Genomic DNA, 14,153 nt, shown 5'->3' on the forward strand with positions numbered 1-14,153 from the left:
TATTAGAAAAGAGGGTATGGAATGAAAGATAAATCTAAATATGCAATATGTCTTCTGATGGCAACCGGATTAGCTCTGACTTCAAACGGTATTTTTACATCTAAATCAATTGCGGCTAGTGCTGTACTCGCTGATCAGGAAACAAATAAACAGGCAAAGGAGGAGCTTGATATTTTTGAAAGCGCATCCAAATTAAATACCAATTTGATAGGCTGGCAAGTGAAAGGAAAAGGGGGATTAGAGGATACTTCAGAAGGAATCCTGCTAACTTCACAGCCTAAAGAAAATGTAATGGCCATCTCAGAGACGGTGTCCGAAGATTTTATCTATGAAGCTGATGTCATGATCAGGGATACGAAGGCAGACGCAACATTGTTGTTTCGTTCTAATGAGGATGGCTTTAGCTCGTACATGTTGCAAATTGTTCCGGACGCAGGTCTGATTCGGTTAAGAGATGCAAGAAATGGAGATGGGAAATTAAAGGAGGAGCGTAAAGTTTCTGTTGAAATGGGGCCAATCTATCATCTCAAAGTGAAAGCAGTGGGTTCCTCGCTAAAAGTATATTGGGGCAATCAATACAAACCATTAATTGATGTTCAAGACATTTCGTATCAAAGCGGAAAGCTTGGACTCCATGTATGGGATGGATCCGCCTTGTTTTCGAACATCGTGGTGAGCGATCTGAAAGGTAATTTGGGTACGGTGCTTTCTAGCAAGGGAACATGGCAGCCTGATATCAACGGAAAAAGAGGGGCGGTAGAACAGGAGAGCAAAGCACAGCAAGTCTATAATAAAAATGCGACTGATATGGTCTATGAAGGGAATATTACCCTTCGTCCTGATTCTATTGCAGCTCTCGCATTTCGATCTTCAAGCGATGGAGCTGAAGGATATGAAGCTACTCTTACGAAGGAAGGAGATCAGGTCCGTGTAAGTTTGACGAATACAAAAGGGACCGTAATTGCAAGTTCGCAACGTACTTATCCGAGTCAGATGGGAGCCAAACATCATGTGGAAATCAAGGCAAAGGGAGATCGAATTCAGGTCTTCCTGGACGGATACACTACGGCCGCGATTGACGTGAAAGATTCAACCTACAGGAGTGGAAGTACTGGAATCGTCGTAAAAAAGGGGACGGCTTACTTCCAGGATACTTATGTGACGGAACTGAGCCAATATTACAATGAGATATATCGTCCACAATATCACTACACGCCAATACGTGGTTCAGCGAGTGATCCGAATGGACTTGTCTACTTCGAAGGAGAATATCATCTCTTCCATCAGGATGGAGGAACATGGGCGCATGCGGTAAGTAAAGATATGCTGAACTGGAAACGACTTCCGATTGCACTTCCCTGGAATGATCACGGACATGTCTGGTCTGGGTCGGCTGTTGCGGATATGACAAATGCATCTGGTTTATTCGGAGATTCAGGAGGTAAGGGCCTTATTGCATACTATACTTCCTTTAATCCGGATAGCCCGAATGGGAACCAGCGTATAGGTCTGGCATACAGTAAAGACCAAGGTCGTACTTGGGAGTATTCGAAGGAACGCCCGATTGTGATTGAGAACCCGGGTAAGAGCGGAAATGAAGCTGGGAATTGGGATTTCCGAGATCCGAAAGTGATCCGTGATGATGAGAATAACCGCTGGGTTATGGTTGTATCCGGAGGAGATCATATTCGTTTCTACACGTCAACGAATTTACTTGACTGGACATTGACAGATAATTGGGGATATGGGGATTACGTCCGCGGAGGAGTATGGGAATGCCCTGATCTGTTCCAGCTTCCGGTAGACGGAACATCACAGAAGAAGTGGGTTATGATGATCAGTACAGGAGCGAATCCCAAAACAGGCGGATCAGATGCCGAGTATTTTATCGGTCATTTAACAGCTGATGGTAAATTCGTGAACGATAATCCGGCAGGTAAGGTGTTAAGAACAGATTTTGGTAAAGAATTTTACGCTTCGATGTCTTTCGCTAATATGCCTGATCATCGCACAGTGATGATGGCGTGGATGACGAATTGGGACTATCCGTTCGCTTTCCCAACGTCCAATTGGAAAGGTGAACTAACCATTCCGAGAGAAGTATCATTGGTAACAACCAAAGATGGAATTCGGATGGCGCAAAGTCCAATCAAAGAATTGGAATCACTGCGAAAACCGTTGTACTCTGCTTCTAACAAGTCGGTGAGTCCTTCTTCCGGGAATCTGCTAAAAGGTATTATTTCAGGTGCTTACGAAATTGAAGCTGAAATTGAAATCCCTGAAACCAGTACAGCGACCGAGTTTGGCTTTAACATTCGTGAGGGTGCAAATCAGAAGACAGTCGTGGGTTATAAGGCAAGCGATAGTCGTATGTTTGTGGACCGAACTGCATCCGGTGAAACGGATTTTTCTAACCTTTTCAGCAAGAAACATGAAGCGGCTACGCAAATGGAGAATAATCGGATCAAGATGCGTATTCTTGTGGATGAGTCTTCTGTTGAAGCCTTTGGTAACGACGGCAAAGTTGTCTTCTCAGATGTTATATTTCCGGATCCTGCGAGTAGAGCGATGAGTTTTTACGTGAAAGGTGGGAATGTGAACGTTATTTCCCTGAAAGTGCATCAACTTGACTCTGTCTGGAATGGGGACATTCCTTCAAAAGCTCAAATAAAGATGGATACAACCGTTCGGGAATTGGGGGTAGGCGAGTCGGATACACTGCAGGCGATGGTCGAGTATGGTCCGGGTTTAGGCGTTCAACCGCTGAAGTGGAATTCCAGTAATAACGAAGTAATAGCCATAGACTTGGTAGATAATTCACAAGCAGTTATTAAGGCAAAAAAAGAAGGGGAGTCCACAGTCACCGTATCTACTCCGAATGGCAAAACTTCCACTAGTGTACTCGTTAAAGTCTCAGGTGGCGAGTTCCGGACAAACCTGAGTGGATGGGCTAAAGATCTGTCTGCTGCTTCATGGTTAGTTAGTGAACATGGGATTCGTGGTAAATATTTTAGCGATGCGAATTATATTGCCAAAGAGAAGGCTGGGAATTTTACGTATGAAGCAGACATGATGCTCGGTGAAACAGGGGGGGCAGGTTCTATTTTGTTCAGGGCTAGCGAAGATGGTCGAAGTGGTTATTATCTGAATCTAGACCCTAACATGAAGGCAATCCGTCTGTTCTACAAAATCAATGGAGCATTTGAAGAACGGCAGGTTCTTGCAAAAGTACCAACGTTCATTCAGCCAGGTCATACGTATAAGGTGAAAATAGAAGCGAATGGTCCGCATATTATAGTTCACGTGGACAGTCAAAAAGTCATAGATATCATGGATGGTACTTTTGCAGAAGGTCACTTTGGACTCCATGTATTTGGCGGCTCCGCATCTTATCAGAACGTCAATGTGAGCAACGGTGAACCTGCAAACCTCACCAAGTCCAGCCTTGTAAATGCCGCAACGCAGAAATCCATTTACACAGCTAACCTTGTCAACGGGGAGCCGGTTACCTTGCAAGATGCAAGTGCAGCCTCCACCCAGAAGTGGGTATTTGTTCCGACAGGCGACGAAGCAGGATCGTATTCGATTCGTACTACGGCCGGTCAGACGCTTGATCTGGATATAGGGCAAAACAAACTTCAGCTGTATCATTACTTAGGATATAACAACCAGCGTTGGGTCCTTCACCAGAACAAAGACGGATCCGTTCATATTACTTCAGCTCATCATCAAGTAGCATTAGAAGTATCGGAAGATGGGACCGAACTCTTCCTGAGTGAACTGAATCCATCACTTGATCGACAAAAATGGATATTAGCGAAATAATCAAGATATATTCCATGATGGCGTATCTCATAGATATTCCAATTATATTGGTTGGGATAGACTCAAAGGGGACGACAACTGGAGGTTTTTATCAAAGCACACACGGCCATCCAACAAAGGATGGCCTTTTGGGTTTGAAAGACAGACTCATTCTATACGTACAAAAAGATGTACTATGTTCATTTAAATTGCCCTCTTTGCAAACGAAACGATTACGCTTAAGATTGGCTCACAACCAAATATTTTCACTCCTATAGTTAGCAAGCTAAATAATAAACTTAAGAGGGCAAGGAGTAACGGAGCGCTGACTTCTATCCGAATCAAGAGAGTCGGAAGAAAGGGCATAAATTATTGGCTAAGGAATTAGGTGTTCTACAAGGAAAGTAAGTGAACTCGTGAAAAGGAGATCATTCAATTATGGAAGAAAGAAAGCTTAAACTAGGAGGAATTATTGATGGCGTGGGATGGAATTACACGGGTTGGAGACACCCTCATATTCCAGCAGATGCCAGTGAAAATATTGAGTATTACGTACAGAAAGCCATACAACTTGAACAAGGAAAGTTCGATCTGATCTTTTTGGCAGACGTAAGTCATATCGGACCTGGCATGATCCCGCACTATCTAAGCATGTTTGAGGGTGTATCCATTCTATCTGCATTGAGTATGGTGACTCATTCCATTGGTTTAACCGCAACGATAGCGACTTCATACGCTGATCCCTTTACGGTTGCTAGGCAAATCGCTTCCCTTGATAAGATTAGCAAAGGCAGAGCAGGGTGGAATGCAATTACCTCCAATCCTGGAGGATTAGCCAATTACAGTCAGTCCCATCTGAAGAAAGCAGATCTTTATCCCATGAAAAAAGAGTTTTTGGAGATTGTTGAAGGACTTTGGGACTCGTATGAAGATGATGCCTTTATACGTGATAAGGAACGTGGGATATTTTATGACCCGCTTAAAATGCATCCGCTAGATTATACCGGGAATTACTTTTCCGTGGAGGGTCCCTTAAACATCAGTCGATCGAGGCAAGGAAGACCAGTGGTCTTTCAAGCGGGCACCTCACCGGAGTTCATGGATATTGCTGCACAGCATGCCGAAGTCATCATGGCACCAGGACATGATTTGGAATATCTCAAGGCATTCACTAATGAACTTAAACGTAAAGTTCAAAATCAAGGGCGTTCACCATATGACCTGTTGATGATGCCTTCTCACAACCCGATCGTTGGTAGAACGGAACAAGAAGCCCTGGAAAAGCTAAGGGAAATTGAATCATGGATGCCTAAAAGTTATCGAATGCCGAAACCTGGATTGATAGGATCGGCAGAGCAGGTTGCCGAACAAATCGAACATTGGTATCGAGAAGGCATCATGGATATCTTGCTGATTAGACAAGATCATCCGGCAGGATTTAAGGACTTTATCCAATTGGTTGTTCCTATCTTGCAAGATAGAGGCATATTCCGTAAGGAATATGAGGACGACACACTTCGGGGAAATTTAGGTCTACCTTACCCAGAAAATAAATACACGAAGTAATAATATAAAATTCGTTTAACAAGAGGAGAACAGATAAAATGACTAACAGAGTATGTGAAATATTAGATATTAAAAAGCCAATTATACAAGGACCAATGTCTTGGGTTACTAATGCCGAATTGGTTGCAGCAATAAGCAATGCAGGTGGATTAGGATTTCTAGGTCCAAATGCCGGTCAGGTTGATATAACCCGCTCACCCGAAATAAGTGCGGAAAGAATGAGAACTGAAATACAAAAAACCAAATCTTTAACGAATAAGCCATTTGGCATTCCATTGATCGTGAATCGTGATTTAGCTTACACATGGCCACTTATAGAAACAGTTATTGACGAGAAAGTTCCTGTTGTTCTGGTGAATGATATACTGGATGAAAGAATCTTTAAACCATTAAAAGAAAACAATATTAAAATTGTTTATAGACCCCTTACGCCTACTATTGAAAATGCAAAAGCTGCAGAACAATTTGGAATCGATGTTTATGTAGCGACTGGATTTGATGAAGGGGGTACGGTTCCAGAACGAGTTATTGGAACATTTTCGATTGTTCCCATGATTGTAGATGCTATAAATATTCCTGTAATGGCAGCTGGTGGTATTGGAGACGTTAGAGGAGTGCGTGCCGCATTTGCTTTAGGCGCTGAAGGTGTGTTTGCTGGCAGTGTGTTTATTCCAACAAAAGAAAATCCAGCAGCAGAAAAGGTGAAACAAATGATTGTAGATGCTACAGCAGAAGATTTACTAATGTTCCGTACTTTACCAGCATACTATCGTTCTTTACCTACTAAATTGGCGAATAAACTAGTCGATATGGATAAACAAGGTGCCAGTCGTGAAGAAACAGCAAAATTGATGCGTGGATCAATTGGAATGCGGATCGGAATGCTAGAAGGCAATACAGACGATGGCTATATTACTGTCGGCACAGGAATTACACCAATTAAAGAGATTAGAACTGTAAAAGCAGTCATCGATGATTTAATGCAAGATTTTAAATAATTGCCTTGATAGACTTACCCTCACCAAGCAGCCGATCATATGATCGGTTGCTTGGTTTATTATTAGTTAGAAAAACTCGATATGAAATAACTCTGACCTACTACGAACCAATCGGACCCTCTCGATCCCATATAAAATGTTTCATTGACTATTCAAAAAGAGAAGAGTAGATTTGGCTTTATGTAAAAAGGAAATAGTACAATATTAATCATATGTGAATTTCATCCATCATTATCGGAACTACATATAGGAAAGAGGCCCGTGCTATGCGCTTTATCCGAGTACTAAATGACATCAGACTTAAAAGTAAGCTATCATTGATCTTTATAACCGTGGCCGTACTCCCACTTTTAATAAGTGGTATCTATCTAACAAGCAAGCTGAAGGAAGTCATGATCCTGAATGCCGCTGAACAAGCAACCAATAACGTGGAGCGTGTACAGAAAAGGACCGAGGAAGTTATCAATGTAGCTATTGATATTTCCTATCAACTCTCCAATGATAACCGAATGAAGTCCATAGCAAGCCGCAATTATGAAAGTTATAACGAAGTTATCCAAACCTATCGTCAATATACTGACATTCGGGATTATATGCGGCTGTATAAGGAAATAAAATCAATTCGGTTATATACGTCTAATTCAACAATGCTTAATAATTGGGAATTTATGCAGCCAGACGACCAAACGAAACAGTCTGAGTGGTATAGAGCCGCCTTGAGTCAAAAGGGGCTTGCAGGTTGGGACTATATTCAGGATGAGCGTGATCATAGACATTATCTAAGTCTGGTTCGAAAAATCAATCTGGATGAGTTGAAAAATGAAAGTGTTTTGGTGATTAATGTGAATTCTGATTTGCTAAACTCTATCCTATCCCAAGAGACTTTCTCAACGATGATCGTGGATGACAACAACAATATTGTGGCAGCCAACCGCCCTGATCTCTACGGTAAAAACCTTGCCTCTGTGCATGCCGGGAGTAATATGTTGTCTCAAACGGAGGGTAGCTACGAAGCTGTTATGGATGGGAAAAATTCGAAGGTGGTTATAGCAAACATAACTCCACAGAATAGTTGGAATGGACTACGTATCATTTCCGTTTTTACCGTGTCTGAGATTCTACATGATGCAAACGCTATCATACGATTGGCTACATTTGTTATAGGTGGATGTCTAATCATCGCAGTTTTGCTTGTTTATGTTTCGGCATCATTTATTGCGAGAAGATTGCTTCGACTTAGTAAGCACATGTCCCGAGTAGGTACGGTGTCCTGGGATACTTATCTTGACCTCGATGGAAAAGATGAAATCGGCCAACTCTCCAGACAATTCAATGATCTGGTTCATCGAATCAGTGAACTAATGTTGGAAGTGGAAGAGAGTAACCAGCAGAAACAGACACTATTACAAAAACAAAATGATATTAAATTTAAGATGTTAGCGAGCCAGGTCAATCCCCACTTCCTGTTTAATACACTTGAGTCCATTCGAATGGAAGCACATCTTCGCCGGGAAGAGGGTTTAGCCCAAGCTGTATGGCAGCTTAGCGTGTTGATCCGAAATAGTTTAGAGGTCGGAAGTCGCCAGATCCCACTTTCAGATGAGTTAAACATGGTTCGTTGTTACTTGGAACTTCAAAAATTCCGGTACGAAGACCGACTTCAATACATTATGGAAATCGACCCAGCAAGCGAACACATTGAAATCCCCCCACTTATCATTCAACCTTTGGTTGAGAACTCGATACTCCATGGGTTGGATCGCAAAGAGGGTCCAACGTTGATCACTGTTCGAACGAAGGTTAACGATCAGGGGACGTTATTTGTAGAAATCCATGATGATGGTGCGGGTATACCTCCAAAGAAAATGAATGAGATAAAAAAACAGTTAATGAACTCCGATGAAGCCGGGGATCGTATTGGGCTACGTAACGTGAACGACCGATTAGAACTTACCTACGGTACACGTTCAAGGCTTTCAATTGAAAGCACAGAGGGCAGAGGCACCTGCTTCACATTTTGTATTCCGAAGGAAGGAGGGGAACCTGATGTTCTCCGTGATCATTGTTGATGATGAACCCAAACTACGTTTGGGGTTACAAACGTTAATACCTTGGAGGGAATTGGGATTTGAAGTGATTGGAACGGCAGCTGGTGGAAATGAGGCTCTCCGAATATTCGAAGAAACGATTCCCGACGTATTGTTGGTTGATATACGTATGCCAGGCATGGACGGATTGGAACTCCTTCAGCAGATCCGTCACCGTGGCTGGATCAGTCATGTCATTATACTCAGTGGTTACGCCGATTTTGAGTACGCGCGGCAAGCTCTTCAATTCGGTGTTGAAGCATATCTGCTCAAACCTGTAAACAAGGAAGAACTATCAGCATCACTTCAAAAGATTCATGAACAGCTCTCAAACGTGCAGAAAAAAAATATGTTACAAAAAACGAATACACCGGAATGGATACTTTATTCTCTACTAACCGGTAATCATGCTTCAGAGGATTCCATTTTGAGTAAGTGGTCAGACTCATTTGAAATCAGCTGGACTACGTATCAGATCGTTTTAATCGGGTTCTCAGGTTCAGATCCAGAAGAAAGCGAACAAATTCAGAATTTCAAAAATGTAGTCAGCAGAACCTACACTTCGGAACGTCAAGGGTTCGTTTTATATTTTGCACCATACATTGTTTTATTGCTAAGTAACTCTCCTGTTAGCGAATTGGGATGGACCGAGCTTCACAAGAATCTCCAGCTCTTATCAGGTGAGCTTCGATTTGAAATGGACATAGCAGTAGGGCAGCCCGTGCGGTCTCTTGAGGAAGTTGTTCATTCGTTTAGAACAGCAAAATCCCTTTTGGAGCGTAGTTTTTTCTATGACAGAGGAAGGCTTCTCACTGAGGAAACACCAGAAAGCTATCGACAGGAAACTGTCCATTCTTCAGTATTATCTATGTCAAATAAGGAGGAAGAAGCTTTCAGGTTGCATTATCTGGTCGATGTTGGGCATGCAAGTGCAATCTCGTCATTTTTGAACGAAATAGCATTACAACAAGTAGCTAATCAGGCTGATGAAAAGGAGATCCGTGACCGTTTCTTCTATCTTGCTAATGAAACAGTTCGAAAAATTCATTCCCGTGTCTGGTCTTTAAGCGATTATCCAGGAGACCCGGCCCAATTCCTTGCTGAAGTATATCATTCCCGATATATTCAGGATCTCGTCGACCGTATTTCTGTTGTTATGGAGAGGCTCGCTCGATGCGCAGATTACAATAGTAAAGACAATGAAATGAAGCGATTGCTGGATTATATAGATCGGCACTATGGGGATAACCTAAGATTAGAAATGCTTGCCGTATTGTTTAACTACAGTAGTTCCTATCTGGGCCAACTCTTCAAAAGTTACACAGGGGAATATTTCAACGCCTATCTTGATCGGATACGGATTCAGAAAGCGAAAGAATTACTGGCTCAGGATATGAAGGTTTACGAAGTGGCTGAAAGGGTAGGATATTCAAACGTCAATTATTTCTACACCAAATTCAAGAAACTAGAAGGGGAGTCACCTTCTTTTTATCAAAAAAAAGAATAACCTTAAACCATGCTCCTCTACGAACGGAAGTAACGAACAGTAGGGGAGTTTTTTAATTCCCTTATGAAAAGGTATGTATTTTCTGAAAATACAAAGGATTTTAGAATGAAAGGATTTAAGATTTGTGATATGTCCCAGAGCCTCCTCAGCCAATATAGTTGATACGAAAGGAGGGACCATAACAATTGAAAGCGATAACAGGAATGTAATGAATGGAGGGGAGGCATAAAATGAAGACTAAATCAGGTTCAATGATAAGGTATGCAGCGTCAAATAAAACCTATTTAATGTTAGGATCGGCCTTTTTCTTTTTGGGCATCATCATGTCGAGTTTCACTCATTCCAGGGTGGAAGCAGCCATTACGGTACCCGGATTTGTTGTTGAACCTAATCAAACACAAGCATTAATAGTAACATTTAAAGATGCTCAGCTAGAAGGGTACGGGATTGAGAAACGGGACGGGACAACTGCCAAAGCAATGGACAAGTTATATGATGGCAAAGGTTACATTTCTTATTTTTTTGAAGAAGATAATTCAGCTAAAGGAAGCGCTGCATTCAAGGTTGAAGCACCGGAAGATGGCCTGTATGAGTTGAGCTTGGGATATTACATTCCAGAAGGAAATGGGGACAAAACAACCTCTATTCAAGTGAATGGTTCAGGTGCTGGTGAATTGATGCTTAATGCTCCCAACCCAGGGCAGGTCCGTGCTGAAAAAAAGGTGACCAAAGTGCTTCTGAACCAAGGCAGTAACTCCATCCAAATCTTACGGGGGTGGGGATACTATGGTATTGAGTACATCAAGCTCAAACGTATAGAGCCCAACGTATCCAAACAGGATATAAAGATGGATACCTTAAGTAATTCCAAAGCAACTCCCCAAGCCAAAGCACTCTTGGATTTTATGACCAGCCAATATGGAAAGAAGATAATTTCAGGACAGCAGACACTGGAAGATGCGAAGTGGATCTACAAGCAGACAGGAAAATCCCCTGCGCTGGTTTCCAGTGATTTGATGGATTATTCTCCATCCCGTGTTGAAAATGGAAGTACCTCAAACGAGGTGGAGAAGATGATTGAATGGTACGAACGCGGAGGAATAGTATCATTAAGCTGGCATTGGAATGCGCCGAAGGGAATAGGCGGCAACGAACCGGGCCACGAATGGTGGCGAGGTTTTAATACCGAGTTTACAACCTTCGATGTAGAATATGCCCTGAATCATCCGGAATCGGAAGATTACAAGCTTTTAATTCGAGACATTGATGCCATCGCTGTTCAGTTGAAGCGGCTACAGGATCATAACATTCCCGTACTTTGGAGACCACTGCACGAAGCAGAGGGCGGCTGGTTTTGGTGGGGAGCCAAAGGGCCCGAACCTGCCAAAAAATTATATAGACTAATGTACCAACGCTTGACCGATCACCATCAGTTAAACAATCTCATTTGGGTTTGGAACTCTGTGAAGGAGGAGTGGTACCCGGGCGATGATATGGTCGACATTGTAAGTATCGACGTTTACAATCCAGCGGGCGATCATAGCCCTAACATTGCCATGTATGATGAACTCTTGTTTTTGGGCAAGCACAAAAAGCTTGTAGCGCTTGCAGAAAACGGGCCTATTCCGGATCCTGATCTGCTCCAGACTTACGGCGCACATTGGAACTTTTTCAATACCTGGACTGGAGATTATCTGCGCGACGGAAAAACGAATACAAAGGAATATTTGAAAAAGGTATACAATCATGACAACGTAATCACGCTAGATGAACTTCCCGAAGGATTGTATGGTAGTCCCTAAATCGAAAAGGGATACATTTTATTATTGAGCAGGAACAATCTAGTTTAACAGGAGTGAATCATGTAATGGCTATTTATATTAACGAGTCACAGCATATTTTTCATCTGCAATCCCGCGTAACCAGTTATGTTATTCAAATCATAGACGGCTATCCTTTACTGGTATATTGGGGACAAAGATTGTCCGAGAAAGGAAACCTTGAAAAACTTGTACCAGGTCTGGAAAAAACGGAGCTAGGCTCCATGCCTCATGAATATCCGCAATATGGAACAGGTGACTTCAGATCGCCTGCCTATCAAGTTCTACTTGAAGACGGGAGCCGCATTACAGAGCTACGCTTCAAAGGGTACTCAACCGGCGCTGGTAAACCAGCACTTGATGGTCTGCCGTATGTGTATACGGAAACAGACCATGAAGCAGATACCTTGGAGCTGGAACTGGAGGATGCGTACGCAGGAATCACCGTTCTTCTGAAATATTGTATCTTCAGGGATGGTGCTATTACCAGGTCAGTTCACTTTAAGAACAACGGTCACAGCACGATCAAACTTTTACGTGCGCTTAGTGCCAATGTTGATTTGTATGGCAAGAGCCATTATGAATTGTTATACCTCGCGGGTCATTGGGCTCGAGAGGCGCATCTTCAACGCAGGCCCCTGGGCCCAGGAGGTACTAGTCTTGGGAGCAAACGTGGAATGAGCAGTCATCAGCACAATCCTTTTGCGGCTGTCGTTAGCCCGGGAGCCGATGAGGATCATGGGGAGGTTTTTGCTGTAAATCTGGTGTATAGCGGTAATTTCCATGCCGAAGCGGAAGTGGATGCTTTTGGTGTTGTTCGTTTGGGCATTGGCCTGAATCCATTTGATTTTGGTTGGCTACTTCCTCCTGGCGAATCCTTCCAAACTCCTGAGGCTGTATTGGTATATTCAAATGAAGGGATCGGAGGCATGTCCCGAATCTATCATCGACTCTACCGGAACCGTTTATGCCGCGGCGTGCATAGGGACAAGGAGCGACCGATTCTTGTGAACAATTGGGAGGCAACTTATTTTAATTTCACTGCAGAAAAGATTGAAGCGATTGCCGAGACAGGCTCTCATCTGGGGATTGAACTGTTGGTGCTTGATGACGGCTGGTTCGGCAAACGTGACAGCGACAATAGTTCGCTCGGAGACTGGGTTGAAGATCGGAGAAAGCTTCCTAACGGCTTGCGTGATTTGGCAGAGCGGATTGAACGCCAAGGCTTGCAATTCGGATTATGGTTTGAACCTGAAATGATCTCACCCGAAAGTGATCTGTACCGGAAGCACCCCGACTGGTGCCTGCACGTTGAAGGCCGTCGCCGGACGGAAGCCCGCTGGCAATTGGTATTGGATCTTTCACGGCCGGAAGTCCGTGATTATTTGTATGATGCACTGGCTGAAATCTTCACCAACGTACCTGTTTCTTACGTAAAATGGGACATGAACCGCGCGTTGACCGAAATTGGTTCCGCAACGGCTTTACCCGAGAATCAACAGGAGATTGCACATCGGTACGTGCTTGGGCTCTATGAACTTTTAAATAAACTGACGACTGCATTTCCGGAAATCTTATTCGAAAGTTGTTCCAGCGGTGGAGGTCGGTTTGATCCCGGAATGCTCTACTACATGCCGCAGACTTGGACAAGTGACAACACGGATGCCGTGGAACGCTTAAAAATACAATACGGGACCAGTTTGGTATATCCCGTCAGTACCATCGGAGCTCATGTCTCCGCCGTGCCGAACCATCAAGTTCACCGCGATACCTCGCTTAAATTCAGAGGGGACGTTGCGATGTCGGGAAACTTTGGCTATGAACTTGATCTGACCAAATTCACGGATGCCGAAAAAATCCAGGTGAAAGAACAGGTTGCCATGTACAAAGAACATCGTTCTCTCATACAACAGGGGGATCTATTTAGACTTCGGAGCCCTTTCCAAGGCAATGAAACTTCCTGGATGTTCGTTTCGGACAATCGATGCGAAGCTATCGTATTTTACTTTCGAGTTTTAGCCAAGCCCAATCCTGCTGCTGATGTACTTCAGCTCAAAGGATTGGATCATTCGTATACTTATGAAGTGACTGGAGAGAGTGGAGAGAGTGGATACATGGGAACTTTCGGCGGGGATCGTTTAATGCAAGCAGGCTTGATCATCCCTCCCCTTACAGGAGATTATACCAGTGCATGGTTCAAGTTGAGCGCCACTCAATAAATATGGCGATAATAAAAATCCCCTGCATTGGTTTAATGCAGGGGATTTTTATTATACCAACTTATGAAAACAAAATTGTCTTTTCTGAAAATAGTATAGATTATTGAATGAAATCCTACTGGATCTCCGATATGTCGCCAATATAACAATCG

7 protein-coding genes are annotated in these 14,153 nt (G+C 43.1%); all 7 read left to right on the top strand.

Annotated elements, in window-relative coordinates; genetic code table 11:
- The first annotated feature begins 21 nt into the window (after positions 1-21).
- The 7 genes from MKZ13_RS16400 (at position 22) to MKZ13_RS16430 (ending at position 14,001) form a co-directional block, all read left to right on the top strand.
- Positions 22-3,825: a GH32 C-terminal domain-containing protein gene (locus tag MKZ13_RS16400; protein WP_221821395.1), complete on the top strand. Its 3,804-nt coding sequence runs from the start codon at positions 22-24 to the stop codon at positions 3,823-3,825.
- A gap of 417 nt (positions 3,826-4,242) precedes the next feature.
- A complete protein-coding gene (locus MKZ13_RS16405) occupies positions 4,243-5,370 on the top strand; it encodes an NtaA/DmoA family FMN-dependent monooxygenase (protein WP_221821396.1) in 1,128 nt (375 codons plus the stop codon).
- A gap of 38 nt (positions 5,371-5,408) precedes the next feature.
- Entirely contained in the window at positions 5,409-6,368 is a 960-nt protein-coding gene (locus MKZ13_RS16410) for a nitronate monooxygenase (protein ID WP_221821398.1), read from the top strand.
- Between the two features lie 266 nt (positions 6,369-6,634).
- Complete coding sequence (locus MKZ13_RS16415; protein ID WP_221821400.1) at positions 6,635-8,437, top strand: sensor histidine kinase; 1,803 nt, start codon at positions 6,635-6,637, stop codon at positions 8,435-8,437.
- Positions 8,415-9,962 (top strand): response regulator transcription factor, encoded by a 1,548-nt coding sequence (locus tag MKZ13_RS16420; RefSeq protein WP_221821401.1) that lies wholly within the window; start codon positions 8,415-8,417, stop codon positions 9,960-9,962. Before MKZ13_RS16415 ends, MKZ13_RS16420 begins: the two co-directional genes overlap by 23 nt.
- Positions 9,963-10,192: 230 nt before the next feature.
- Positions 10,193-11,764, top strand: coding sequence for a glycosyl hydrolase (locus tag MKZ13_RS16425; RefSeq protein ID WP_260632758.1), 1,572 nt, complete (start codon positions 10,193-10,195; stop codon positions 11,762-11,764).
- Between the two features lie 65 nt (positions 11,765-11,829).
- Positions 11,830-14,001 carry an alpha-galactosidase gene (locus tag MKZ13_RS16430; RefSeq protein ID WP_221821402.1) on the top strand — a complete coding sequence of 724 codons (2,172 nt, stop codon included), beginning with the start codon at positions 11,830-11,832 and terminating at the stop codon, positions 13,999-14,001.
- Positions 14,002-14,153: the final 152 nt, after the last annotated feature.

It is taken from the genome of Paenibacillus sp. FSL R5-0701 (assembly GCF_037973995.1).
Taxonomy (GTDB): domain Bacteria; phylum Bacillota; class Bacilli; order Paenibacillales; family Paenibacillaceae; genus Paenibacillus.